Below are 24,372 nucleotides of genomic sequence, written 5' to 3'. Positions count from 1 at the left end.
TTGAAATTCTGCCGCAGCCCGCGCGAAAAGCGGCCGAAGGCTCACACCACGTCGAGGGCACTGGAGGGGTTCATGGCACTGTCTAGAGCGGAGAGGCAGCAAACGGCGCCCGCCATCGGCGGCACCCCGTGAGGTTCTGAGCGGGGATCGAACGCAGGTGGCCGACCAGGACACCATCATAGTTCTGTCCACGGACGCGATCGCGGCCCGAGAGCGCGAAGCTGCCGTGCGCGAGTTCTATGGCCGCATCTGCATGCGGCTGGACCTTGCGCCGCTTGAACGCGGCGAGTTGCGGCTAAGCGCCTCCACCACCATCCTGCCAGGGGTGAGCGTGGCCCACGGGCAGGTCGCGCCCATGGCTTGGGAACGCACGCCCGCGCTCCAGCAGGACGCCAATGACGACCTGGTGGTGTCCTGGATCGCGGGCGGGTGGCGTTTCGATACGGCACGGCACGAGGCGGTTGAGACCTCGCCCGGTGCGCCCTGCATCATGCCGATGGACCGGAGCTGGCGAGCGAGGGCGCAGAACGGCGATTGGACGATCTGCGCGCGATTTGCCCGATCGACGCTCACTCCTCTCCTTCGCCATGTCGGCGATCTCAGGCCGGATGCCATCAATCCCGGCACGCCTGAAGCGCGGCTTCTGCTGGCCTATGTCGAGGCGGTGGCGGGTGGGGCGATCGGCCCCGGTCTGGCGCCGCTGGCCGCCCAGCACATTGCCGATCTGTTCGCCGCGGCGGTCGGCGCCAACCGCGAGGTTGACCAGGTGGTCGCCGGCCGCGGCGTTCGTACCGCCCGCATGCATGCCATCAAGCGTTATATCGAGGAGAACCTGCACCGAGCGCGCCTCTCGGCAGAGACGGCGGGCCGGGGGCTGGGGCTCAGCCCGCGCTACATCAGGCGCCTTTTCGCCGAAGAGGGGCAGGGGTTTTCCGACTATGTCATGCAAAGACGGCTGGAGCGGGTCCACCGGCAGCTCGCCAGCCCGCTTTTTTCAGCAAGGCCGATCGCCGACCTCGCTTTCGAGGCGGGGCTGGTCGAACCCTCGACCTTCTACCGGCAGTTCCGGTCCCGCTATGGCATGACCCCATCGGAGGTGCGCGCCGGCCGCGCGCCGTGAGACGCATGCGGCCGCTCACGCATGGCAAACCCGGTCACCTGTTCCGTCAGTGCCACTTGCCTGTGCCGCCAGTGCGATACGCCTTTATCCACGGTGCGGGCATGGTCGCGCCGGCGGACGCGGGTGCAACGGCATGCGCGGGAGCGGGGGCGAGCGGCCAGGCCTCCGTGACATCGGAAAGCTGGCCCTTGGAGATAAAAATGCGTGCGGCGAGAAGCTTGATACTGGGCATTACGGTTTTCTGCGCAATTCTTCCGACCGAGGTCTTCGCGGCCTACAAATGCATGAATCCGGCAATCTGCAGGGCGGTCTGCGGCAGCGAAACATGCGGCAAGATCGCCGCGCGCGATCCCGACATGAAGGCGCTGGACCTGTCCAAAGGCGCGTCCGGGCAGATCGCCGCTTCCAGCAGCGGGTCTTCGTCCGGGACCAGCTCGAGAAAAACCTACACCTGTTCGAACCCGGCGATCTGCATCGCGGTCTGCGGCAAGAAGACCTGTCCGTAACCAGAACGGACTCGGCGTATCATCAGAGGCGCCGGCGCGCTGCGCCGGCGCCTTTCGTGCGTGCACGCGGTCGGCGTGCCGGAACGCGGCGGCATTCCCAGCCTGGTTCCTCTCGCTAATATTCGTGGGCGAGGACTTCAGTCCTGGCCGCCGAGCCCCTGATTTTTCTCCTTCAAAAGAATCTCATCGCGCCCGGGAATAAAGCGCGGGGCTGCAGGGTCTTCACTGTAGCGGGCCAATCTGACGGCCCGCGCCGAGGAAACGAAACAAGGACCTAGCCAAAATGACCAAGCTCGCTCTCAGCGTGGCTGCCATGATGCTTGCCTCGAGCGCTGCCTTCGCCGGCAGCGATCATGGCGCCAATAACGCCAACCAGCCGGTCGCTCCGGTCGACACCAATGCCACCGGCTCGATCGCCTACACCGCACGCCCCAATGGCGCCGACACCAAGATAAAGACGGGGCCGAGCCAGGGGTCGGTGCAGGACATCATCACCAGACACAACAACGACAGCCTCTGGGGTCGCTGAATTCATGGGGCCGGGCCGGCTCCCGACGGGTACCGGCCTCTCCTCGTCATTCCTTCCAGGACTTTGGCCATACGCGACTTTTAGCCACCACCTCGAACAGGAGATCACCATGTTCACCATGACACGCCGCACAGTGCTTGGCACCGCCGCCGCTGCTGCTGCCTTCGGCCTTGCCGGCAAGCTTGAATTCATCCGTCCGGCCTTCGCGCAAGCTCCGGTGGAGCCCACCGTCGGCTTCTACGGATACAAGGTCGGCGATATCGAGATCACCGCCATCTATGACGGCATCTGGCGCAAGCCGCACGACCCGGCCTTCATCAAGGATGTCTCGGTCGAGGACACCAAGGCAGCACTCGCCAAAGCGGGGCTGACCACCGACTTCATGCCCATCCCGCTCACTGTCGTCGTGCTCAAGATGGGCGGCAAGCTGATCATGATGGATGCCGGCTCGGGCGTCGGCCAGTGGCAGGCCAATGCCACGCATCTGCCGGCCAACATGGCCGCGGCCGGCATCGACTACAACGCGATCGACACCGTCATGATCTCGCATTTCCACCCCGATCATGTCTGGGGCCTGATGGAAAAGGGCACCAACGCGCCGGTGTTCCCCAATGCCGAGCTCATCGTCAACGCCACCGAATACAAGTGGTGGACCGACCCAAGCCGGCTGGCCAAGCTGCCCGAGGGCCGCAAGCCGGCGGGCAAGCGCATCGCCGAGAACTTTCCGAAATGGAAGAACTGGAAGCTGGTCGAGGACGGCGCCGAGGTCACGCCCGGCATCCAGATCATCGCCGCGCCCGGCCACACACCAGGCCATTCTGTCTACCTGGCCAACTCCGGCAAGGAGCAGATCATGATCTCGGCCGACACTATGTATGTGCCGGCGCTGCTGGCGCCGCATCCGGAGTGGCAGGGCGCTTACGACCAGGACGGACCGACGGCAATCGCCACGCGCCACAAGATCATCGACCGGGTGATATCGGACAATATCCGCATTTCCGGGTCGCACTTCCCGTTCCCGGGCACCGGCACCTTCGTCAAGGACGGCAAGGCATACGGATTTACCCCGGTCCAGATCTGAGCACGAGCTTCCAACGCAAGCGAGAAAGACAATGAAACGATCCCTTTTGAGCAGAAATGCCCTGTCGGGCGGACATGCCCTGTTCGGCCTGCTCGGCGCCATTGCCGTGCTGACCGTGCTTCCCGTTGCGACAATCATGCCGGCCTATGCGGTCGACGACATCGAAGGCGCCGACGCGCCGGATCTCACCGCCATCAAGGCCAAGATCGATGCCAAGGACTATTCCGGCGCATTGGCCGAGCTGCGCGATCTGGCGCAGGACACGCAGCAGGCGGACGTCTACAACCTGCTCGGCTTCACCCTGCGCAAGACCGGCGACTACAAGACCGCGCTCACCTACTACACCAAGGCGCTGGAGCTGAAGCCCGACCACAGAGCCACCCGCGAATATCTGGGCGAGCTCTATGTCGAGACCGGCGACATGGACAAGGCCAAGGAGCAGCTGGCCTCCCTGCAGCAGCTGTGCCCGGCCGGGTGCGACGAGCTTTCCGACCTGCGGCAGGCCATCGACACCAAGGTGACGAAGTAGGACCTTTTCTCTTCCCCACAAATGGGGAGAGCTGGCTCGGCGTAGCCGAGACGGAGCAGGGGCGTTGGCACCGAACTCGCCCCTTCGTCCACCACGGTTGGGCGCTCGTGGCTGGCGCGCTTTGCCGGAGCCGGCATCCTCTCCCTCGCGCCGGCTCCGGCCTTTTCAACATCAGGCGCTTGGCGCCTGCCCGTGCCAAAAAGATCGGAGGCTGACCATGACATTGACCGAACGCTCCGCGAAGCTGCAGGGTCTTGCCGCTAAATACCACCTCGGGGACGTGGGCCTGCTTGCCGGCCGCCTGCTTCTGTCTCTCATCTTTTTGCATGAGGGCGCCATGCTGGCCGCCCATTTCAATGCCGCCGCCAGGGCCATGGCAGCGCTTGGTGTCAACCTGCCGCTGTTTGTCGCCACCGTCGCGTTGCAACTGGGGGCAGGGCTCTCCCTCGCGTCAGGCCTGCTGACGCGGCTTGGCGCCATCGCGCTCGGCCTGTTCTGTTTGGCAACGGCCATGCTGTTCCACACCAATTTCGGCAGCCAGAACGAACTGCTGCATTTCGAAAAGGACCTGGCGATATCGGGCGGCATGTTCGTGCTGGCCGTTGCCGGGGCCGGCAGGGTCTCGCTGGACCGGCTGTTGGCGCTCCATCTGCGGCAGCGCCAGCGCGGCGAGGACATGCCGGCCGCGTTGCCCACAGCGGAGACCCAATTGCCAGTGGACGTGAAGCAGCTGGTTTGAACGGCGCCGCCTTCGCATTCGCCCAGCGGAGCGCCGCGCCTATTTCCCGCGCTTTGCTGGAACCAGCCTTGACCCCCCGCATTGCTTTAGCAGGGGCTCAAGGAGCGCGGCGTGAAAGCATTGTTGGGACTGGTCTGCGGTTTCGTTTTGACCCTTGCGGTGTTCGGTAGCGGTCTGGCCTTCGCCGTCTGGCTAATCACCGCGAACCCATCGCGCCAGGCACCGGCCACCGTCAGTATGGCGGAGCTTTGGACCAAAACGGCGCGGCCGGTGGACAGAACGGCGCAGAATCTCGAGCGCCTGCCGGCCGAGCAGCCCGCGCCCGCCAATATCGAGCCCAAGCGCCAGGCCGGGGAGACCGATCCCACCGCCACCGGCGCCATCGCGCCCGCCACGGCCGAACTGCCGCAGCCGCATGTCGCCTGGTGCGCGAGCCGCTACCGCTCCTACCGGCCGCAGGACAACAGCTACATGTCCTATAGCGGGCAGCAGCGCCCCTGCATCTCGCCCTATCTCGACGCCGACCGTGCCGCGCCGCCCGCCGCCGAGGCCAGCTACGTCGAGGACAACGGCACTGGGCCGGGCGCCTATGCGGCCGCTGGCGATGATGACCATGTCGCCTCCTGCTTCAGCCGCTACCGCTCCTACCGCCCGGAAGACAACAGCTACCAGCCCTATTCCGGCGGGCCGAGGCGGCAATGCCAATAGCGGGCGCTGCGCTTTCCGGCTGCATTCCACGCAAAATTCCACTCCGGCAAGGGTTTCTACCACGCCGCCTACCACGCCCACACAAACACCACGCCCTTATCAAGCCGCCAACAGCGCAACAACGGACCGAGACGGTCGTGCGCTGAACGACCTGTCACTGCAAGATCCAGTGGGATCGCGGTTGGCCGGTTTCGCCTGAAACAACAAACACGGTCCCATGAACGCGGGCGGGCGGCGCGTCGGGGCCAAATGTCAACTTCAAAAGATGGAAACCGAAATGAAGAAGATCGTATTGACCGTTGCCTCGTTGTTGTTCGCCTCCGGCATGGCTTTTGCCGGCAGCGACCACTTTGGCTCCGACTTCATCCCTGCCGCAAGCAGCTATCCAACCGCCCATGCCATGATGTCGGGCGGCGCCAAGGCGGTTGTCCCGAGCGTCACAAACAGCATCACTGACAGCGCAATGGGGGCAAACTCGAACTCCGACATGCCTGCACAGGGCTATGGTCAGGGCATCTGGGGACGCTGACAACAAAGCCGGCCGCCGCGGCCGGCATCCAGGCGGCGGGGGGACCCGCCGCCTGGATCATTTCGCTCCATGACCGGGCTCTGCCCGGCGCGCCTCGTGTCATCCCAATCTCCAACGACCCGGCCCGGCGATCACGCAAATTCTTTGGATCGTTCGGAGGCGGGCGGCGTTCAGATGCTACCCAATGGAGGATTTGAGAAATGGGCGACGACCAACGGCATGGGAAAATCCAGGAGCGCGCCTATCGGATCTGGGAGCGCGAAGGCGGCGGCGACCCCGAGCAGCACTGGCACCGGGCCGAGGCAGAGATCGACAGGGAGCTGTCGATGGCGGCAGGCAACGCGCCGCCGCGCGAGATCGCCAGCACCGACGTGCTTACGGTCGAGGAATTGGCCATGCGCACCGGCATATCAGGCAAGCAGGCACAGGACCTGATCGACAGGCTGGGCAACGACCGCGCCGCGATCGAACAGGCAGCACTCGGGCTGAAGGGCAAGCGGCGGCGAAATCCCGGTCAGGAAGAGGCCAAATGATCTGCAAACTCAAGGACGGAAAATACCGGCTCTATTCGCGCAAGAAGGATGAGAAGACGGGCAAGCGACGGAACCTGGGGACTTTCGATAGCCGCTAGGCGGCGGAGAAGCATGAGCGCGAGGTGCAGTATTTCAAGCGCCATTGAGGAAATCGACTCGTTGGTCCTTATTCTCGGCGTTGTCCCTGCCGCTCACAAAATCCGACCCACCAATTGTAGGCTGCATTGGATTTTGGAACACGAGGCAGATGCCAATCGTGATGCGAAGATGCGGCCCTTGCCCTCGCCACGAGGACAGATAGGGCATATAGTTGAAGATCGCCGGCTCGGACCTGACAAGCTGGCGATTGAGAGCGGAGACGTCGCTTTAACTACGGCGCGCTTCTAACTCGGGTTGTTTCACACGCTCTCATAATTGCCCGCCGCGGCCGGCCTCTGCTTTGCGCGATCCCGGTCGCTATTGCATCTATCACTGAAGGAGAACTGAGCTTTTCACTGGAGGAGAAGTCGTCATGCATTACCTTCCCAGACGTGAATTCATCGTTCAAGGCGGGGCAGCCCTCGCAGCGTTGGCGTCCTTTCAATCGCGGATTGCCTCTGCCTTTCCAAGCCGGGCCGGCGAGGAAGTCATCAAATGGTTGGATCAGCTGCCGCCGAACCCGGTTCCGGAAGTCATCAAAAATCAGCTGGTGTGGGAGGATCTCGATTCCTGGGTGACGCCCAACGACAAGTTCTTTTCAATCGCGCATTTCGACCGGCCGGTGATCGACGAAAGCACCTGGAAACTCGAAATCGGCGGCTCCGTTAAAAAGCCGACAACCCTGACGCTCGCCGACATCAAGGCTCGACCGCGCCAGGAAGTCACCTTCACGGTCGAATGTTCGGGCAATACCGGTCTGCCGTTTTTCAATGGCGGCATTGGCAATGCGCGCTGGGCGGGCACGCCGCTCGCGCCGATCCTCACGGAGGCCGGAGTCCTCGACACTGGTATCGAGGTCGTCTTCTGGGGCACCGATAAAGGGGAAATCAAGCGGGCCGACGACGTCAAGTTCACGCAGAATTTTGCGCGCAGCATGTCACTTCCCGACGCCATGGATCCCAAAAACATCCTTTGCTACGAGATGAATGGGTCCCCCTTGCCTCCTGACAACGGCTTCCCGCTGCGGCTGATTGCGCCGGGATGGTACGGGATCGCGAACGTCAAATGGATCAAGCGCATAGACGTGAACGATCAGCGCTTCGAGAACCGGTTCATGGGACGCGATTATGTCACGCTGCGCGAGGAAGACCACAACGGCGAGACAGTATGGGTGGAAACTTCGGTCGGGCGGGCGAGGCTGAAATCGGCACCGGCCCGGGTCACTCATATCGGCGATGACTACCGGATCGTCGGGGCCGCCTGGGGCGCACCGGTCGACCGGGTCGAGGTGAAGATCGATGACGGGCCATGGATGCCGGCGGCCATCGACGAAACCGACAAGGCGGACTTTGCCTGGAAACTATGGTCCGTCGACTGGCCCAAGCCTTCCGCCGGAGAGCACGCCGTCACCTCGCGCGCGGTTGATACGGGAGGGCAGGTCCAACCCGCAATGGACGATCCCATCATTGCCAAGAAGCATACCTATTGGGAAAGCAACGGTCAGGTGACGCGACGTATCAACATTCACTGACTGGCGGGCAGTCGTATCAAAGTGTCTGAGAGCGATGTGCCCCCATGTCTTTGGCATGGGGTCACCCACATCCGACCAGGCGCCGGCCTGAAGCTGGCCAGAGACGATGCGATGACGACTCCATCGCAGCGCCAAGAGCGGTGTTTAGTGACCTGCGCGGACGCGGAGAAAACTTGAACGGCTGGCGTTCCTCGCCCTTCGCCGAGCCCGGTGGCCGTCACCGAGCTCGACTCATGCGCGACGAGGACGGCGCCACGCCGTGACCCAATGGACCAAGGACCAGCTGAAAGGAGTGCCGGAGCACCGCGACTGAAGGGCCCGACCGTGGCCCTTTTCGAAAGGAGAGTGAGATGATCCGAAAGTGCCCGGACAAGGGCAATTCGCCGTGCCTGAGGGTGGTAGTGCTTAGTGACTTCGGCCAACCGAGAGTCTAGGCTGGCATCGGTTCTGTCAGCGCGAAGACCGTCACATGCCCCGCTTTCTTGCCGTCTACACCATGAAGCCTGAAGACCTTGCCCGCTTTCGCAGCCTGCCCAAGCCCGAGCAAGATGCGATTGATAGCGTCGGCCTACAGCAGTGGACGGACTGGGAGGAGAGAAATGCCGCATCTTTCCCCGATCGCGGCGGCATGGTCGGGAGGACGACGCGCGTTACCAAGGATGGGGTCGCAGACGCCGTGAACCCTTTCTGCGGCTACATTGTCGTCGAGGCCGATACAATCGATGCCGCCGCCCGCCTGTTCGAAAGCCATCCGCATTTCACCGTCTTCCCGGGAGACGGCGTGGACATCATGCCTTTCGTCACTGACCCTCAATGACTTGAAACTCCGGCTGTCGCTTTCTGATGTCGAAGGCTGTCTGTCAGCTCTCGGGGAACTTTTCCCCCGCGGAACCGATCCTGGCGGTTCGCGTCAGATTCAGGTTGAGAGCACGCTGACTTCCTGAAGTCCCCAAAACGTTTCCGGCCCCTTTGAGTTCTCGGGGAGGGATCGTTGGGGCGGCGCTGATCAAGCCGGTCGCGCCTCTTCGACGTTGCGCGCGCTCCAATGGCGCCAGATGACGGGAATGGTCAGAACCAGGCCGAGTAGGGACGAATAGAGTTCGGGCGCCACCAGAAGCAGGGCGGCCAAGACCAGCAACACGTTTTCCCATGGCCGGGTGCGCACGAGCAGGTAGCGCGAGAGGGCGGCCCCCAGGCAGGTGATGCCGAGCACGCAGCCAAAGAAAGCCAGGAAGAAGTTCGGCCAGGTGAAATCTTTCGTCACCAGCAGAAGCGACGGCGAGAAGACAAAGACAAAGGGCACCAGCGCCTTGCCGAGCCCGAGCCGAAAGGCAGTGTTGCCGGTCTTGAATGGATCAGCTCCCGCCATGCCGGCGGCAGCGTAGGCAGCCAGCGCAACCGGCGGCGTGATGTCAGCCAGCAGGCCATAATAGAAAACGAAGAAGTGGGCGACGATCGGCTCGGTGCCGAGCATCACCAGTGCCGGCGCGGCAATCGTCACCATGATGATGTAGTTCGCTGTCGTCGGGATGCCGCAACCCATCAGGATGCAGACCACGCCGGTCATGATCAGCGTGAACAAAAGGGTCAGCCCGTGCGTCGAGAAGATCGCTTCGGGGATAAAGGTGCCGAACAGCAGCGACAGATGGCCTGCCGTCGAAGTGACGATGTAGGACAGCTTGAAGCCGACGCCGGTCAGGGTGACAACGCCGACGACGATGCCGACCGTGGCGGCGGCAGCGCCGACGGCGAGCGCATACTTGGCGCCGTCGCGCAGGCACACCACGATGTCGGCGACAGACATGCGCCGGCGCGGGTTAAACAGGCCGACCAGGATGCACAGGGTAATGCCCCAGAAGGCAGCCATGTAGGGCGTATAACCCGCAAGAAGCACGCCGATCAGGACGACGAGAGGGATGATGGTCGGCCAGTCCCGTTTCAATGCCTCGACCACGTCGGGCATCTCGTCCGGCCGCAGGCCGCGCAAGCCGGTGCGCTTGGCCTCGAAATGCACCTGCATGAACACGCCGAAGAAGTGCATGAAGGCCGGCACTATCGCTGCCAGGATGATGGTCGTGTAGGGCAGTTCGAGGAACTCGATCATCAGGAAGGCGGCGGCTCCCATGATCGGCGGCGTCACCTGCCCGCCGGTGGAGGAAGCCGCCTCCACCGCGGCGGCGAAATGCTTCTTGTAGCCGAGCCGGATCATCGCCGGGATGGTCAGCGAGCCGACGGTGACGGTGTTGGCGACCGACGAGCCAGAGATCATGCCGAACAGGGCCGAGCCGAAGATCGATACCTTGGCCGGACCGCCGGCGTAGCGGCCGGCGACCCATGCCGCGCAGTCGAGAAAGAGCTGGCCGAGACCGATGCGGGTGGCGAAGACGCCAAACAGGACGAAGTGGAAAACGTAGGTGGCGACAACGCCGAGCGCGATGCCGTAGATGCCTTGCGTCGTCAGGTAGAGGTGGTCGACGAGCTGGGAGACGGACGCGCCGGGATGCACCAGGATGCTCGGCATATAGGGGCCGAACAGCGCATAAGCCATGAAGAGGATGGCGATGATGGGCAGCGGGATGCCGACGGACCGGCGCGTCGCTTCCAGCAGGAGCAAAATGAGGGTCAGCCCGAGCACCACGTCCGTCGTCGTGGGGTTGCCGACGCGGAAGGCAAGATCGTCGAGCGGGATCATCGGCACGTGCAGGACCGCTACCACCGCGGCAAGCGCCAGCAGCCAGTCGAAAACCGGTATGCCGAGGGGCCGCAGAAAGCTGGATTGGGCGGGCTGGTCGTAGCCCTTCTTCACCAGAGGGAAGACGAGGAAGATCAGCGACAGCACCATCGACAGGTGGATGCCCCGGTGCAGCATCTCCTGCAGCAAGCCGAATCCAGCCGTGTAATAGTGAAACAGCGACAAGGCCACCAGGAGGAAGCCGACCAGCCAGCCGGCGGCCCGGGTCAGCGGCCGGAACCGGATCTCGGAGTCGAATTTCTCCTCCAGTTCGCGAGCCTTTTCCTCGTCGAACTCCATGCCGGAAAGCCTGATTTTGTCGTCGTCGCTCATAGTCGGTTCCGTATCCTGAATCCCCAGACAAACGAGGCGGAAAGCACGCCTTCCGCCTCGTTGTCGCCAGTCTGTTGATGGCCTCTTATTTCAGGGCGCCGACTTCCTTGTAGAATTTCTCCGCGCCCGGATGGAACGGAATGCCGGCGCTGGTGACCGCGTTCTGGAGCGTGATCAGCTTGCCCTTGGCATGACCAGCCTGCAGCGCCTTCTGGGTCTCGTCGCTGTAGAGCGACTTGACGATCTTGTAGATGAGGTCATCGGTCTGCTTGGCGCTGGTCACCCATTGCGCGGCGACCGAAATGGTCTTGGTCTCGCCGACATTCTTGTAGGTGCCCGCGGGCACGATGTCGGTCGAGAAGAACTTCTGTTCGGACAGGAGCTTGTCGGCCTCGGGGCCGGTGATCGGCACCAGCGTGATGTTCTTGGTGCTGGCAAGCTCGACGATGGCGCCGGTCGGATAGCCGCCGACGAAGAAATAGGCGTCCATGGCGCCGTCCTGCAGGCGCTCGCCGGCCGGGCCGGGCTTGAGATATTCGGGCTTTACGTCCTTCTCCGTTAGACCGTAGGCGCCGAGCACCAGGCGCGCATCAACGATGGTGCCGGAACCCGGCTCGTCGAGGGAGACGCGCTTGCCCTTCAGATCCGCCACAGTCTTGATGCCGGCGTCGGCGCGCGCGACCAGATGGATGGTTTCAGGATAGAGCGTCGCAATGAGGCGCAGATCCTCTACCTTGGGCTTGCCCTCGTAGAGGCCGGTGCCCGAATGCGCCCAGTAGGCGACATCGGATTGCGTGAAGCCCGATTCGGAAGCGCCCGACTGGATGGCGCTGATGTTGGCCACCGAACCGTTGGAGGACGTGGCGCTGGCAACCAGGCCCTCGACGCCGGCCGGCCCCGTCGCCGAGATCGCGTTGGCGATCAGCCCGCCCACCGGATAGTAGGTGCCGGACGTGCCGCCGGTGCCGATACGGAAAAAAGCCTGCTGCGCGCGCGCCGGCGAAAACCCTGCCGCGGCCAGCGCCAAAGTGCCCGCGCCGACGGAAAAGACGCGACGGTTGATCGAAACAGTCATACTACCTCCCGGTCAAAGATCGGCAGGATGTTGCATCAACCCAAGGATTGTCAACCTGCGCGCGCCTTTCGGGAGGGGATCTGTCGTCGCTGGCGGTGCCCCCTCCCTGTTGCCGTCATGGCGCATTTTGAGATCTAGCTTGTCGATTGAACGGCGGTAATCCGCTTGCTGACGCGGCGCTATCAACACATTCCGCGTGTTGTCAGCCGGCATCCGCAACTGGCGGTTAGCCGACCCTCCAATTTCTGGCGGCTTCCAAGGTGCCAGCCGTCTTTATTAACCATTTGTTAACCATTCGGCCGGCACCCTTTAACCATTGAGTAAGGATTCGCCAGCCGTGACCTTTGCCGCTCCCCTGGAGACCAAATCCATTCGCTTTCGCGCCCGTTCGTTCGTCGCTTTCACGCTGACGCCGGAGGCGCCGATCGGTGCTTGGTTGGAGGGGCTGGATCATTGGATCGGCAATTCGCCGGGCTATTTCTCAGGGCGGCCGGTGGTGCTCGACCTCAATGCGCTGAAGCCTGCGGCCGACGAGATCGCGGCGCTGGTCGCTTCGCTCGGCACGCGTGGCATCCGGGTCTATGCCATCGAGCTCGAAGGGGCCTCGCTCGGGCCCGAGCTGCCGCCGCTGCTGGCCGGCGCCAAGGAGGCCACTTCAGATGGCCTGCTGGCGCAGCCCGGCCGCAACGGCAAGGCAGGCCTGGCGGAAGAGGCCGGCAAGACGGAAGCGGTGTCTTCGGAACGCGGCAAGGAAACGGGCAAGCCCGACGAGGGCAGGGCCGAGGCTGGAAGGGTCAAGGCGGCCAAGGCAGCCAAGACAGAACAGCAAGCCGGCGCGGCGGAGCCGGCCCTGGCCGGAACGCTGATGGTCAAGTCGCCCCTTCGCTCGGGCCAGTCGATCTTTCATCCGCATGGCGATGTCATCGTGCTTGGATCGGTCGCTTCCGGTTCCGAGATCATTGCGGCGGGCTCGATCCATGTCTACGGCACGCTGCGCGGCCGCGCCATTGCGGGCTCGGAAGGCAATATTTCGGCGCGCATCTTCTGCCGCAGGAACGAGGCCGAGCTGCTCGCCATCGACGGCTGGTACACCACGGCGGAGGACATGGAAGGCGCCTCGCGCGGCAAGCCGGTGCAGGCCTTCCTCGAAGACGGCGTGCTGCGCGTCGTGCCGCTGAACTAGGGCGCCGGGATGAAAACGCCGAACCAGTTCTTGTCTTGTGCGACCGCGAACAGGACGCTCAGGTCCGCAAGGTTGGGACCGGTTTCGCGTGGGATGATGGCAGGTTCCAACAATAGCCGTGCGACGCACGGAGCAATAACAAACGACAACATCAGGCGACGGAGGCTTTTTTCATGGGCAAGGTAGTGGTGGTCACCTCAGGCAAGGGAGGTGTCGGCAAGACGACCTCGACGGCCGCATTGGGGGCCGCGGTCGCCAGGACCGGCAAGAAAGTGGCGCTGGTCGATTTCGACGTCGGCCTGCGCAATCTCGACCTGATCATGGGCGCCGAACGGCGCGTGGTGTTCGACCTCGTCAATGTCATCCAGGGCACGGCCAAGCTGTCGCAGGCGCTGATCCGCGACAAGCGCGTCGACACGCTGTTCCTGCTGCCGGCCTCGCAGACGCGCGACAAGGACGCGCTGACCGAAGAAGGCGTCGGCGAGGTGATCGAGAAGCTGCGCTCGGTGTTCGACTATGTGTTCTGCGATAGCCCGGCCGGCATCGAACGCGGCGCGCAGCTCGCCATGCGCTTCGCCGACGAGGCGGTCATCGTCACCAATCCGGAAGTGTCGTCGGTGCGCGATTCCGACCGTATCATCGGCCTGCTCGACGCCCGCACCATGCGCGCCGAACAGGGCGAGCAAATCGCCAAGCACGTGCTGGTGACGCGTTACGATGCCGGCCGCGCGGCTCGCGGCGAGATGCTGTCCATCGACGACGTGCTGGAAATCCTGTCGGTGCCGCTCCTTGGCATCATCCCGGAGAGCCAGGATGTGCTCAGGGCCTCCAATCTCGGTTCGCCGGTGACGCTGAGCGATCCGCTGAACGCCGCCGCCAAAGCCTATATCGAAGCGGCGCGGCGGCTGGAAGGCGAAGACCTGCCGGTCGTGGTTCCCTTCGAGCGCAAGGGCTTCCTCGACAGGCTGCTCGGAAGGAGGGCGGCATGAACATTCTCGACCTCTTCAAGCGGCGCTCCAGCGCGCCCGTGGCGCGTGAGCGGCTGCAGGTGCTGCTCGCCTACGAACGGCGCAGCCGTGGCCAGCCCGATCTCGTCTCCGTGCTGCGCGAGGAGATCATGGCCGTCATCGCCAAGCACGTGCAGATCGACCAGGACTATCTGCAAATCTCGATGGACCGCGGCGAGACCATGTCGACGCTGGAAATCGACATCCAGATCCCCAACAAAAGCGCCGTGCCGCTGGCCATGGCGGGCTGACTTTTACCCTCCCCTTGTGGGGAGGGTCGCTGCAAGCAGCGGGCGGAGTTGGCGCGGCGCTACAGGACGAGCATCCTTCAGCGCCAGCGCCTCAGTCCTACCTTCCACGAGGGGAAGGTAGGATCCAGGATTTTCCGCATCAGATTCCACCCAGAAATCGGGTGCGTCAATTCTGCAAAAAGACGGCCGCGGCACTGGTCGCCCGCCGCATCCCAACCCCAAATGTCCAACTTTACGCTCCCCCTAATGGGGGGCTTCCCCTGCGCAATCAGTGGATGTAAGCATACATATTAGCCAATTATTAAATACTGAATGGGGTATGCGTAAAGGGCATTCGTTATGAATTTCAAGGGTCTGATCAAGCGTGCCGAAGACGTAGATGATGCACTCCAGGAGCTGCAGGCCGATCTGGCGGACGCTCTGGATGCCAGCCTCGATACCGAATACGACGCGCCGCCGGACAGCGGCTATATCCCAGATTCCGCGCCAGGAGCCGAGGCCTCGGCACCCGAGGCCAATGCGGATGATGCGGATAATCCGGACGGCGCGGGCAACGCCGACGATACCGAAACCGCACCACGACTGACGCCCCATACCCAGACCCGGATGGCGGCATTGAGTGCCTTCGAAGGGATGTTCCACGACGCCAGGAACTATATGGACGAGATCAACGGCAAATTGTCGGAGATCGCGACCTCACACCATTTGACGCGCGAATTCCTCAACATCCTCCACACCGATATTATTCGCGCCAACGAGCTGGAGCTCGCAAATGGCGACCTGATCGCGGAACAAAGAACGCTGTCGGAAAAGCTGCACGACACGGCAAGAAAGCTGCGCGAGCGTGAAAGCGCCTGCGAATTGCTGCAACAGCGCGAGACAAGCCTGGTCCAGGACAGGGAGGCGCTTCGCGCAGCGCTCGCAGCGGCCAGGCTGGAACTTGCCGAGACGGCCAATGCGAGCGCAAAACGCGACGCGGAGTTCGGCGACATCGCCAAGCGGCTGACGGCCAGGGCGGTCGAGGCCAACAGGCGCCTGCGCGAGAGCAAGATGCTGCGGGAAAAACATGTCAGCCTGTCGATCGAGCTCGACAAGGCGCTGAAGCGGGAAACCCAGACGCGCCACAGGCTCGACGAGCTCTCGACGATCCATGCCAGCGAAGCAGCGCGGCTTGCCGAACTGCTGACCGCGCTCGGCAAGAGCGAAAAGGAGGAGATAAGGCTCCAGAAATCACTCGAGACCGCGCAGGCGAAGCTGTCGGAAATGACCGAAGCGGCCAGCATGATGGAAGGCGACAGGCAAGCTGAACTCGCCCGCAGCCAGACGGAAATGCGCGGATTGCGTTCCGAGATCCAGGACCTGCAATCACGGCTGGAGCGGGCCTCGCACGAGAACAGCGAGGCCACAGCCGAGATCGCCAGGCTCAAGACCGACTTGAACGACACGCTGGCCGAAAAGAAAATCGCCGATCAAAGGTTGTCCTCGCTCACCGACGAGAACGAAAACGACAAGACGAGCCTTTCGAAAGCGAACGCCAATCTTTCGCAGCTTGCGCTGCAACAAGCATCGGAACAGATACAGCTGGATGTCCAGAGGCAGGAATGCGAGGACCTCAAAGCTGAAATCGCGTCGCTCAACGCGCGGATCAAGGAATTGCTGCCTTACGAGCGGCTTCACAAGGCCACCAACGGCAGATCGCGCGAGGCCGACGTGGTCGACATCGCCGCCGTTGTGGCGGAGAAAGCCCGTGGAACGGGCAGGCGGCGCATCCGCAGGAACCTCCGCGCCACGCCGTAGCTCATTTCGCCGGCATGGCCGCAGGTCCCGCTGCGGGGCAGCGTTCCGCGCCCGCTGCCTCAACGCGATCGCACGCCGCCGCCGCGGCGCAAATCGCTGAACTGAGGGAGCGGAAGGCCGTCCGTCAAGACGGCGCCAAGCCATCTGCTTGGCTGCGAAACGTCAGCCGCAGCAAGGTTGCGGTCCGGCCGAAGGTCCGCAACAGGCCTTGGCTTTCCTCTCTTCCTCCAGCCAGCGGTCACGCGGCTTGCAGCTTGCCGGCCGCGGCGAAAGCTCGACATGCACCGCATCACCGGCGAGCCGGGGAAGCGCGGCGCGGTAGAGCTGCATCGGGCGCACGCCGTCGCTGACTTCGAAAGTAAGCTTGGCGGAATGGTCGAGGCCGACATGCTCCGTCACCTTGCGGATGATCGCCGAGAATTTCCCGGCCGGCATATGCGTGCGGTCCTCCTCGACGTCCCAGAGCTGCACGAAGATCTCGGCCCAGGATTCCGGGTTTGCACCGCAGTCCAGCGCAGCGAACTGGCCGGCCTTCACCTCGGTGACGTGGTAACCAGGCCTCACCGGCCGGCCGTCGTAGAAGAACACCAGCCGCCGGTCCTCGTAGCCCGCCAGAAACTCCAGCAGGCCAGCGATGGTGATGTCGTCGGGATCAACGACGTCAGCGGGTTCAAATTCCCGATTGTCAGAAACGAGCATGTGCGGTAATCCTTGTTTCAACATTTTTAGGATTGTTGAAATATGGATGAACGTCAAGCCCTTTCCGCCTTTGCGGCTCTTTCGCAAGAAACGCGCCTGCGCATCCTGCGGCATCTGGTGATTGCCGGTCCCGACGGGATTGCCGCCGGCGCCATCGCCGAAAAAGTCGAGGTCTCGGCCTCGAATGTGAGCTTCCACCTGAAGGAGCTCGAGCGGGCAGGGCTGGTCAGCGTGCGGCGCGATTCGCGCTCCATGGTCTACAGCGCCGAATATGACGCGTTGAGCGGCCTCATCCGTTTCCTGATGGAGGATTGCTGCTCCGGCCGGCTGGAGATCCGCGCTTCGGCGTTGGCTCCAGACTGCTGCGCGGCCGATGTGAAGGGACCGGTTCAGTGATCGTCGCGCCGACAGCCCGGGCGATCGTCCCGACCGCGCCGCATCAGCAATCCGAAATCCAACCTCTTGCCGTCGAGGCCAAGCCATGACCGCTACGATCTTCCACAATCCCGACTGCGGCACCTCGCGCAACACGCTTGCCATGATCCAGGCGAGCGGCGAGAAGCCTGACATCATCGAGTATCTGAAACATCCGCCCAGCCGGGACCGCTTGCGCCAGCTTGTCGCCGCCATGGGAATTCCGGCGCGCGCCCTGCTGCGCGAAAAGGGTACGCCCTATGCCGAACTCGGCCTGGGTGACGCCAAATGGACCGATGAACAGCTGATCGACGCCATGCTGAGGCATCCGATCCTGATCAACCGGCCGATCGTCGAGACGCCCAAGGGGACGCGGCTGTGCCGTCCGTCCGAGCTCGTGCTCGATCTGCTCGACCATCCGGTGGTCCGCTTCACCAAGGAAGATGGCGAGGTAGTGAACCATGACCGTGGTATCACGTGATCGAAGCCTTTCCGATCTCGAAGTCCCGGAGCGCTCGCCGCTGGCCGCCATTGCCGCCCTCGGCGTCACCCAGATCATCGGCTACGGCACGCTGTACTACAGTTTCAGCATTCTCGCCGCCGATATGGCCAGGGATCTGGGCTGGCCGACCGAATGGATTTTCGGCGCGCTCTCGGCGGCTCTGCTGGTTGGCGGGCTGACGGCGCCCTGGCTCGGAAACTGGATCGACCGCTTCGGCGCCGGCAAGATCATGACCGTCGGCTCGATCCTTGCCGCGGCTGCGCTCGCCGCCTGTGCCTACGCGCCGGCGGCCGGGGCCTTCGTGGCGGCGCTGATCGTGCTGGAAGTGGCATCGAACCTGGTCCAGTACGGCGCCGCTTTCGCGCTGCTTGTGCAGATAAGGCCGCGTGCAGCGCAACGCAGCATCACCTATCTCACCCTCATCGCCGGCTTCGCATCGACCGTGTTCTGGCCGATCACCTCGGCCCTGCACGCGCAGATGTCATGGCGAACCGTCTATCTCGTCTTCGCGGGGCTGAACCTGCTCGTCTGCCTGCCGCTGCACGCCTGGCTCTCGCACGGGCTGGCCAAGAGCAGGCGCTCGGCGACCGAGCCGCCACGGCATGTCCAGGGATCGCTTCCGGCCTCGGCGCGGCCGCTCGGCTTCGCGTTGATGGTCATCGCCTTCTCGCTGCAGAACCTGCTTGGCGCCGCTGTCCTGGTGCATATGGTGCCGCTGCTTTCCGGACTTGGCCTCGGGGCGACCGCCGCCATTGTCGGAACGCTGTTCGGGCCGTCACAAGTGTTGAGCCGCTTCATCAACATGATCTTCGGTATCAACCTGCCGCCATTGACGCTGGCCATCATCTCGGCCGGCCTGATGACGAGCGGGGTCGTCGTGCTGAACTGCACGGCGCCTTCCGTCGCAGGCGCGATGGTTTTCGCCGTCGTCTTCGGCATGGGCAACGGGCTTTTCAGCATCGTCATCGGCGCCCTGCCGCTGACATTGTTCGGCAGTGCGGACTATGGCCGTCTGCAGGGGCGCGTCACATCGGCCCGGCTGCTCGTTTCGGCCGTCGCGCCCTTTGCGCTGGCCTTTGCCATCGTCAATGTCGGCATTGCCTGGTCGCTGGGGGCCATGGCGTTTCTGGGCGGCACCGCGCTGTTGGTCCTGACAGCGATCACGAGACTGCCGAACGCGCGCAACGGCCGCGTCTGAGGGCGGCCGGCTCGTCCGGCCCTTTCTTGCCCCATCGAGATGCCGGTCCTGCCTCACGACGGACGGGCCGGTTCGCCCTATCTCCCATGACGCAGCGTTTGCCTGATGGCGCACGGAGGACGGGATCAAGTGACATCGACGCCGGTTGTCGGTCGCGAAGCGGCGCCTTTGCCCGTGATGGCGCTGTTGGGGGCCATGGTGTCGATCCAGATCGGCGCTACTTTCGCCAAGAGCCTGTTTCCGGTGATCGGCGCGCAGGGCACGACGACGCTGAGGCTGGTCGTCGGCGCGCTGATGCTGATCGCCGTGCTACGGCCCTGGCAGATGCGGCCTTCGCGCGCCACCATGCCGTGGCTGGTCGCTTATGGGGTAACGCTGTGCGCGCTCAACCTCCTGTTCTACGCCGCGCTCGCCACGATTCCGCTTGGCGTTGCGGTGGCGCTGGAGTTTTCGGGACCGCTGCTGGTGGCGACGCTGACCTCGCGGCGCGCCGGCGACTTTGCCTGGATCGCGTTGGCGGTCGCCGGCATCGTGCTGTTGTCGCCCTTCATCCGTTCGTTCCAGCCGCTCGATCCGACTGGGGTGATGCTGGCGCTGGCGGCCGGCGGTTTCTGGGCGCTCTACATCGTGCTGGCGCAGAAGGCGGGCGCGGAGCTCGGCACCCGCACCACCGCCTACGGCATGGCGATCGCCGCCGTGCTGGTGCTTCCTTTCGGCGTGGCGCAGGCGGGAGCTGGCCTTCTCGCGCCGTCGATCCTGGTCAGTGCCTTGCTCGTCGGCCTGTTCTCGAGCGCGCTGCCGTTCTTTCTGGAGATGGTGGCGCTGACCCGGATGCCGGCCCGCATCTACGGCACGCTGACCTGCCTGGAGCCAGGATTGGGCGCGCTGGCCGGCTTCCTGTTCCTGCATGAGAGCCTGACCGCGCCGCAACTGGCCGGCATCGCCGCCGTCATCGTCGCGGCCGCCGGCACCGCGCTGACCTCGAAGCCGCCGGTGCCGTCGCCGGAGTAGGGGCGGGTCAACGTGCAGGTTCGTGCTGCAAAGCCGGTTTCGCCACCGTCGTTCAGAACTTCACGCCCAGATCGACCTTGGCGCCCTGGTCGACCGTGCCACTGCCGAACTGGCCGGTATAGGACAGGCCGAGCGTCGCATTGGCCGACATGTTGAGATCGAGGCCGGCCTCGATCACCGCGGCATCCCTGGCGATCGGCACGCCGGCGATGGTGAATTGATCGCCGCCGGCGAAGGCGAAGACCGAGGTCGGCGTGACATCGCCGAAGGCGTGACGCCAGCCGAGCATGCCGCGAGCGGTGGCATCGATGCCGCCAAGCGCGAAGTCGGTCGCGCCGCGAAGGCCGAGCGTGGTGAAGGTGGCGTCGTTGTTTGTGCTGGCGCTGGTCAACGCCGCGGCACCACCCGTTTCGGTGAAGCCGTCGGTGTGCACGCTGACATAGGCGAGGTTGGCGAAGGGTTCGAAATGGAAGCCACCGGCATCAGCCTTGTAAGCGAGTTCGCCGAACACTTGCGCGGTGCCGGCGTCGTAGTCCGCCGACAGTTGATCGGCAAAGCCGTTGAAAGCAGCCGAGCGCCTGGTCGAGATGCTGCTCCAGCTATAGGCTGCACCGCTGCGGAAGGCGATGGCGCCCCAGTTCGTGCCGCCATAGAGACCGAGATGGTAGCTGTCGCTCTTGCCTGACGAATCGCGGTCGTCGGCATCGAAGGAGGAATGGCCGTAGCCGCCGAGCACGCCGACACGCCAGCCGCCGACCAAAGTGTCGGCGCCGGCCAGCAGGCCGCCGGTCGAGCGATCGAAGGCGGCGGCATTGCCGTCGCTGTCGGTGTTGCTCCACGAACCGAACACCTGGCCCCAGACAGCGAAGCGGTCGGTATCGGCCGCCACCATTTCCGGCCCACCCTCGCCATAGGCCATGACCGGCAGCGCCGCCGCGCCGCCATCGCCAAAGGCAGCAGCAATGCGATTGCTGGCGGCGTCGCGGACGAAGCGGCTGTCTTCAAGCAGCATGCCCTTGGCCGAGGCATGGATTTCCCCGGAAAGCTGGTCGAAGGCGTCCTGGGCGGCTGCTTCGCTCGGCAAAGCAAATATCGCATCGAACAGCGGATTACCGCTGCCAAGACTTTCGGCACCACCGCCGGTGGCGATCTGGTTGGGTGTCAGGCCGACCTCGGCGAAGGATTTTGCCTGCGTCGCGTCGAGATAGACATGCGTCGGGTCGTAACTCGCGAAAAGGCCGGTGAACGGGCCTAGGCCGCTGAGCGTGTAGGTGCCGGTGACGCCCATGTCTGCCTGCAGCACGGTGTAATGCGTGCCCGCCACGTAAGGTGCTGCGTCGGTCTTGATCACGTCGAGGACCGCACCGGCGGCGATCGTCGCCGTGCCCGTCGCGTGGATGAGATCGGACTGGCCGGTCGAGGTCAGCTCGACCTGGTAGATCGAGGCCGCCGCCTGGTCGAGATTGCCGGCGACGTGGAGCGTACCGATCGAATTACCGGGTGCGATGATGCCGCCCGACCGCGCCATGACACCGCCCACCGTGCCGTTGCCGCCCAGCGTGCCACCGAAGATCGTCATCAGCGAATTGGCCAGCGAACCATTTACGGCCAGCCGCCCGCCATCCACATTGGTGGCACCGGTGAAGCCGCTCGAATCGGCGGTGAGGTTCGTCGCGCCGGCGATCTGGTTGATCGTGCCTGCGCCACCGATCGCCGACGCGAAGGCGTAGTTCGTATCGGTGTGGTTGAAGTTGATCGCACCCGCGCCCGGCCCGAACTGGACGCTCGCCGCATTGAGCGTGCCCGCGGCCGCCGCTGGCGATCCGCTCGCCGCACCGATGTTGAGCGTGCCGACGGAGCCCGCCATGGCGGCGATGTTGACCACGCCGCCGCTCGACACCGCGCCGCCATTGGCAATCGTCAGCGTGCCTGTTCCACTAACGCCGACATCAAGATCTCCGCTGCTGGCCCATGTCGAGCCTGTGCCGTCGACCGCTACCGTGCCGACCGAACCTGCGGCGTAGCCAACCAAGCCCAAGCCATTGCTGACCACGCCGCCTTTCGAAACCGTCACCGTGCCCGTGCCAAAGCCTCCGACATAGAGGTCCCCGCTGTTCGTCCACTTCGATCCCGCGCCGTCAACCGCCGCCATGCCGGTCGAACCGGCAACGTAGCCGATATAGCCCCAGCCATTGCTGACCGTGCCGCTGTTCGAGATCGTCAGAGTACCCGTGCTGAAACCGCCTACGAACAGGTCCGAGCTGTTGTTCCAGGCCGACCCCCCGCCGTCGACCGTCACCGTGCCGGTCGAGCCAGAGAATGCGCCCACATAGCCTGTGGTATCGCTAACCTTGCCGCCGTTCGAGATATTCAGCGTGCCAGTACCCTGATCGCCGACGAACAGGTTGGAACTGTTTGTCCAGGTCGATCCCCCGCCGTCGACGGTCACTGTGCCGGCGGAACCCGAACCGAAACCAACGAAGCCCAGGCCACTGTTGACCGCGCCGCCGTTGAGGATGTTCAGTTCGCCCGTGCCGGCGAAACCGACGAAAAGGGCTACGCTGGCCCAGGTCGAGCCTGCACCCTCGACCGTCGCCGTGCCGGTGGAGCCCGCAACATTTGCCAAAATGCCGTTCTGATTGCTGACCGTGCCCTTGTTCGAAACCGTCAGCGTACCTGTGCCCTGATCGCCAACGATCAGGTCCGAACTGTTTGTCCAGGTCGAGCCGGCACCGTCGACGAATACGATGCCGGTCGAGCCCGCCTTCGCGCCAACAGTTGCCCAACTGTTGCTGACCGCGCCGCCTTGCGTGATCTGCAGAGCGCCCTTGCCGAAATCGCCGACGATCAGCGACCCGCTGTTTGTCCAGGTTGAGTCGACGACTATCACGATGCCGGTCGAGCCCGCCGACTTGCCAACATAGGCCTTGTCATTGCTGACAGCGCCGCCGTTGCTGATCGCTAGCGTGCCGGTGCCGAAATCGCCGACAGCCAGGTCGGAACTGTTGGTCCAGGTCGAGCCGGCATTTTCGATGAACACGCTGCCGGTCGAGCCGGCATTCGCGCCAATAGTCCCCCCATTGGAGCTGACGTCGCCGCCATGGCTGATCGCCAGAGTGCCGGTGCCGAAATCGCCGACACTCAGCGATCCGCTGTTTGTCCAGGTCGAGTTGTCGACGAACACCTTGCCGGTCGAACCCGCGGAGGCGCCAATATAACCTGAAGTATTGCTGACCTTTCCGCTGTTCGAGACCATCAACGTACCTGTCCCGTCGACGCCGACGGACAAGTTCCCGCTGTTGAGCCAGGTTGAGCCGATGCCATCGACCATCACCTTACCGGCTGAATCGGTGCTGTAGCCCACCATGGCATCAGCATTGCTAACCACACCGCCGTTGGTGATTATCAACGCGCCGTCGCCATCATGGCCGACATAGAGCGTTCCATTGTTTGTCCAGGTGGCATCATCGATCGTCGCCGAGCCGATCGAATCTGAATATTGGCCAATATAGGCGCTGTCGCTGATGACGTTGCCGCCGTTGGAAACCGTTACCGCACCAACGCCGGAACTGCCGACCGTGAGGCTATCAGTGTTAAGCCACGTTGAGCCGGCGCCATCGATCTTTACGACGCCTTGAACGTTGCTGCCGCCCGCAACAATACCCACAGCATCCGTCACGACACCGCCATTGAGGATATCGAGCGTAGCCAGCCCGAAACTACCAACCACCAAACTGCTGCTGGTCCACGAGGAACCCGCACCTGTTACGGTGACATCAGAAGTGGAGTTATCCCCCCAGGATAAGAATGCTCGGTCGGTCGTCAACGTGCCGTTCGAAATGACAAGGCTGCCGTCCGAAGAAGCTACAAAGCCAAGGTAAATATCGTCGGCAAAAGCGTTGCCAGCGTTGATAACAGTCGGATTCGGTGTCGAATTGCTGATATATACAATACCGGCCGCCGTCGGCACTGACCCAGCGTTCCAGTTTCCGGCGGTAAACCAATCCGTGGAGGTGGTGCCGGTCCAGGCATCGGCCGCCGTCGCGGCGATCGGCTGGCCGAGTCCGACCAGCGCGGTCGACGTCAGCGCCAGATATTTCCATGCGTTAGCCCTGCGGCCACCAAAACCATTCTGCGGCATCCAAACCCCTGACATGATAGTCATTTCACCTTGAGGCTGACATGTCATTGGAGCTCGGGCTTGTCTTGGGCAGGGCCGCACTGGAAT

General features: G+C 63.7%; 23 protein-coding genes and 1 pseudogene. 20 read left to right on the top strand and 4 right to left on the bottom strand.

Annotation, left to right across the window (positions count from 1 at the left end; all coding sequences use genetic code 11):
- Nucleotides 1–157 precede the first annotated feature (157 nt).
- The 12 genes and pseudogenes from FJ951_RS16955 to FJ951_RS16900 all read left to right on the top strand — a co-directional run bounded on the left by FJ951_RS16955 (nt 158) and on the right by FJ951_RS16900 (nt 8,760).
- Nucleotides 158–1,120 carry an AraC family transcriptional regulator gene (locus tag FJ951_RS16955; protein WP_140516119.1) on the top strand — a complete coding sequence of 321 codons (963 nt, stop codon included), beginning with the start codon at nt 158–160 and terminating at the stop codon, nt 1,118–1,120.
- A gap of 5 nt (nt 1,121–1,125) precedes the next feature.
- Entirely contained in the window at nt 1,126–1,626 is a 501-nt protein-coding gene (locus FJ951_RS16950) for a hypothetical protein (RefSeq protein WP_140516117.1), read from the top strand.
- A 283-nt stretch (nt 1,627–1,909) separates the two neighbouring features.
- Entirely contained in the window at nt 1,910–2,155 is a 246-nt protein-coding gene (locus FJ951_RS16945; protein WP_140499012.1) for a DUF680 domain-containing protein, read from the top strand.
- Between the two features lie 109 nt (nt 2,156–2,264).
- Nucleotides 2,265–3,236 carry an MBL fold metallo-hydrolase gene (locus FJ951_RS16940; RefSeq protein WP_140499010.1) on the top strand — a complete coding sequence of 324 codons (972 nt, stop codon included), beginning with the start codon at nt 2,265–2,267 and terminating at the stop codon, nt 3,234–3,236.
- 31 nt (nt 3,237–3,267) lie between these two features.
- Entirely contained in the window at nt 3,268–3,765 is a 498-nt protein-coding gene (locus FJ951_RS16935) for a tetratricopeptide repeat protein (RefSeq protein ID WP_140516115.1), read from the top strand.
- Nucleotides 3,766–3,982: 217 nt separating this feature from the next.
- Nucleotides 3,983–4,504: a DoxX family protein gene (locus FJ951_RS16930; protein WP_140516113.1), complete on the top strand. Its 522-nt coding sequence runs from the start codon at nt 3,983–3,985 to the stop codon at nt 4,502–4,504.
- A 111-nt stretch (nt 4,505–4,615) separates the two neighbouring features.
- Complete coding sequence (locus FJ951_RS16925) at nt 4,616–5,212, top strand: BA14K family protein (protein WP_140516111.1); 597 nt, start codon at nt 4,616–4,618, stop codon at nt 5,210–5,212.
- Between the two features lie 277 nt (nt 5,213–5,489).
- Nucleotides 5,490–5,741, top strand: a complete 252-nt coding sequence (locus FJ951_RS16920) for a hypothetical protein (protein ID WP_140516109.1) — start codon at nt 5,490–5,492, stop codon at nt 5,739–5,741.
- A gap of 200 nt (nt 5,742–5,941) precedes the next feature.
- Nucleotides 5,942–6,274, top strand: a complete 333-nt coding sequence (locus FJ951_RS16915; RefSeq protein WP_140498999.1) for a DUF2934 domain-containing protein — start codon at nt 5,942–5,944, stop codon at nt 6,272–6,274.
- Nucleotides 6,275–6,785: 511 nt separating this feature from the next.
- The gene (locus FJ951_RS16910) at nt 6,786–7,943 is read left to right on the top strand and encodes a sulfite oxidase (protein ID WP_140516107.1); all 1,158 of its coding nucleotides are present in this window, start codon (nt 6,786–6,788) and stop codon (nt 7,941–7,943) included.
- 233 nt (nt 7,944–8,176) lie between these two features.
- A pseudogene (locus FJ951_RS28825) lies at nt 8,177–8,256 on the top strand (PRC-barrel domain containing protein); the annotation flags it as partial.
- Between the two features lie 156 nt (nt 8,257–8,412).
- Complete coding sequence (locus FJ951_RS16900) at nt 8,413–8,760, top strand: hypothetical protein (RefSeq protein WP_140500147.1); 348 nt, start codon at nt 8,413–8,415, stop codon at nt 8,758–8,760.
- Between the two features lie 189 nt (nt 8,761–8,949).
- Here the strand turns inward: FJ951_RS16900 and FJ951_RS16895 are convergent, their stop codons facing one another.
- Together FJ951_RS16895 and FJ951_RS16890 are read right to left on the bottom strand one after the other, a co-directional pair.
- Nucleotides 8,950–11,007, bottom strand: coding sequence for a TRAP transporter permease (locus tag FJ951_RS16895; RefSeq protein ID WP_140516105.1), 2,058 nt, complete (start codon nt 11,005–11,007; stop codon nt 8,950–8,952).
- A gap of 85 nt (nt 11,008–11,092) precedes the next feature.
- Nucleotides 11,093–12,082, bottom strand: coding sequence for a TAXI family TRAP transporter solute-binding subunit (locus FJ951_RS16890; protein WP_140516103.1), 990 nt, complete (start codon nt 12,080–12,082; stop codon nt 11,093–11,095).
- Between the two features lie 337 nt (nt 12,083–12,419).
- Here FJ951_RS16890 and minC point away from each other — a divergent pair, with 337 nt between their 5' ends.
- The 4 genes from minC to FJ951_RS16870 all read left to right on the top strand — a co-directional run bounded on the left by minC (nt 12,420) and on the right by FJ951_RS16870 (nt 16,320).
- The gene (minC, locus tag FJ951_RS16885) at nt 12,420–13,265 is read left to right on the top strand and encodes a septum site-determining protein MinC (protein WP_140500141.1); all 846 of its coding nucleotides are present in this window, start codon (nt 12,420–12,422) and stop codon (nt 13,263–13,265) included.
- A gap of 173 nt (nt 13,266–13,438) precedes the next feature.
- A complete protein-coding gene (gene minD, locus FJ951_RS16880; RefSeq protein WP_140500139.1) occupies nt 13,439–14,254 on the top strand; it encodes a septum site-determining protein MinD in 816 nt (271 codons plus the stop codon).
- Nucleotides 14,251–14,523, top strand: coding sequence for a cell division topological specificity factor MinE (gene minE, locus FJ951_RS16875; RefSeq protein ID WP_140500137.1), 273 nt, complete (start codon nt 14,251–14,253; stop codon nt 14,521–14,523). Before minD ends, minE begins: the two co-directional genes overlap by 4 nt.
- Nucleotides 14,524–14,862: 339 nt before the next feature.
- Nucleotides 14,863–16,320 (top strand): hypothetical protein, encoded by a 1,458-nt coding sequence (locus tag FJ951_RS16870; protein ID WP_140516101.1) that lies wholly within the window; start codon nt 14,863–14,865, stop codon nt 16,318–16,320.
- 162 nt (nt 16,321–16,482) lie between these two features.
- Here the strand turns inward: FJ951_RS16870 and FJ951_RS16865 are convergent, their stop codons facing one another.
- A complete protein-coding gene (locus FJ951_RS16865; protein ID WP_140516099.1) occupies nt 16,483–17,019 on the bottom strand; it encodes a DUF6428 family protein in 537 nt (178 codons plus the stop codon).
- Between the two features lie 42 nt (nt 17,020–17,061).
- On the opposite strand from FJ951_RS16865, the gene FJ951_RS16860 reads away from it, so the two are divergent.
- The 4 genes from FJ951_RS16860 to FJ951_RS16845 all read left to right on the top strand — a co-directional run bounded on the left by FJ951_RS16860 (nt 17,062) and on the right by FJ951_RS16845 (nt 20,144).
- Nucleotides 17,062–17,415, top strand: coding sequence for a metalloregulator ArsR/SmtB family transcription factor (locus FJ951_RS16860; RefSeq protein WP_140516097.1), 354 nt, complete (start codon nt 17,062–17,064; stop codon nt 17,413–17,415).
- 85 nt (nt 17,416–17,500) lie between these two features.
- Nucleotides 17,501–17,914 carry an arsenate reductase (glutaredoxin) gene (gene arsC / locus FJ951_RS16855; RefSeq protein ID WP_140516095.1) on the top strand — a complete coding sequence of 138 codons (414 nt, stop codon included), beginning with the start codon at nt 17,501–17,503 and terminating at the stop codon, nt 17,912–17,914.
- Entirely contained in the window at nt 17,895–19,133 is a 1,239-nt protein-coding gene (gene arsK / locus FJ951_RS16850) for an arsenite efflux MFS transporter ArsK (RefSeq protein WP_140516093.1), read from the top strand. Before arsC ends, arsK begins: the two co-directional genes overlap by 20 nt.
- A 129-nt stretch (nt 19,134–19,262) precedes the next feature.
- The gene (locus FJ951_RS16845; RefSeq protein ID WP_140516091.1) at nt 19,263–20,144 is read left to right on the top strand and encodes a DMT family transporter; all 882 of its coding nucleotides are present in this window, start codon (nt 19,263–19,265) and stop codon (nt 20,142–20,144) included.
- 52 nt (nt 20,145–20,196) lie between these two features.
- Here the strand turns inward: FJ951_RS16845 and FJ951_RS16840 are convergent, their stop codons facing one another.
- The gene (locus tag FJ951_RS16840; RefSeq protein ID WP_281405591.1) at nt 20,197–24,285 is read right to left on the bottom strand and encodes an autotransporter domain-containing protein; all 4,089 of its coding nucleotides are present in this window, start codon (nt 24,283–24,285) and stop codon (nt 20,197–20,199) included.
- Nucleotides 24,286–24,372 lie beyond the last annotated feature (87 nt).

The sequence above is a fragment of the Mesorhizobium sp. B2-2-3 genome (genome assembly GCF_006442405.1).
Classification (GTDB): domain Bacteria; phylum Pseudomonadota; class Alphaproteobacteria; order Rhizobiales; family Rhizobiaceae; genus Mesorhizobium.
The sequence above is the reverse complement of the archived record's forward strand: the minus strand, read 5'-3'. Positions and strand labels throughout refer to the sequence as shown.

Excerpts from the sequence above, each read along its gene's own strand:
- FJ951_RS16950 (WP_140516117.1), top strand. The coding sequence starts at position 1,126 with ATGCGGCCGCTCACGCATGGCAAACCCGGTCACCTGTTCCGTCAGTGC.
- FJ951_RS16945 (WP_140499012.1), top strand. The coding sequence starts at position 1,910 with ATGACCAAGCTCGCTCTCAGCGTGGCTGCCATGATGCTTGCCTCGAGC.
- FJ951_RS16940 (WP_140499010.1), top strand. The coding sequence starts at position 2,265 with ATGTTCACCATGACACGCCGCACAGTGCTTGGCACCGCCGCCGCTGCT.
- FJ951_RS16935 (WP_140516115.1), top strand. The coding sequence starts at position 3,268 with ATGAAACGATCCCTTTTGAGCAGAAATGCCCTGTCGGGCGGACATGCC.
- FJ951_RS16930 (WP_140516113.1), top strand. The coding sequence starts at position 3,983 with ATGACATTGACCGAACGCTCCGCGAAGCTGCAGGGTCTTGCCGCTAAA.
- FJ951_RS16920 (WP_140516109.1), top strand. The coding sequence starts at position 5,490 with ATGAAGAAGATCGTATTGACCGTTGCCTCGTTGTTGTTCGCCTCCGGC.
- FJ951_RS16915 (WP_140498999.1), top strand. The coding sequence starts at position 5,942 with ATGGGCGACGACCAACGGCATGGGAAAATCCAGGAGCGCGCCTATCGG.
- FJ951_RS16910 (WP_140516107.1), top strand. The coding sequence starts at position 6,786 with ATGCATTACCTTCCCAGACGTGAATTCATCGTTCAAGGCGGGGCAGCC.
- FJ951_RS16900 (WP_140500147.1), top strand. The coding sequence starts at position 8,413 with ATGCCCCGCTTTCTTGCCGTCTACACCATGAAGCCTGAAGACCTTGCC.
- FJ951_RS16895 (WP_140516105.1), bottom strand. The coding sequence starts at position 11,007 with ATGAGCGACGACGACAAAATCAGGCTTTCCGGCATGGAGTTCGACGAG.
- FJ951_RS16890 (WP_140516103.1), bottom strand. The coding sequence starts at position 12,082 with ATGACTGTTTCGATCAACCGTCGCGTCTTTTCCGTCGGCGCGGGCACT.
- minD (WP_140500139.1), top strand. The coding sequence starts at position 13,439 with ATGGGCAAGGTAGTGGTGGTCACCTCAGGCAAGGGAGGTGTCGGCAAG.
- minE (WP_140500137.1), top strand. The coding sequence starts at position 14,251 with ATGAACATTCTCGACCTCTTCAAGCGGCGCTCCAGCGCGCCCGTGGCG.
- FJ951_RS16870 (WP_140516101.1), top strand. The coding sequence starts at position 14,863 with ATGAATTTCAAGGGTCTGATCAAGCGTGCCGAAGACGTAGATGATGCA.
- FJ951_RS16865 (WP_140516099.1), bottom strand. The coding sequence starts at position 17,019 with ATGCTCGTTTCTGACAATCGGGAATTTGAACCCGCTGACGTCGTTGAT.
- FJ951_RS16860 (WP_140516097.1), top strand. The coding sequence starts at position 17,062 with ATGGATGAACGTCAAGCCCTTTCCGCCTTTGCGGCTCTTTCGCAAGAA.
- arsC (WP_140516095.1), top strand. The coding sequence starts at position 17,501 with ATGACCGCTACGATCTTCCACAATCCCGACTGCGGCACCTCGCGCAAC.
- arsK (WP_140516093.1), top strand. The coding sequence starts at position 17,895 with ATGACCGTGGTATCACGTGATCGAAGCCTTTCCGATCTCGAAGTCCCG.
- FJ951_RS16840 (WP_281405591.1), bottom strand. The coding sequence starts at position 24,285 with ATGCCGCAGAATGGTTTTGGTGGCCGCAGGGCTAACGCATGGAAATAT.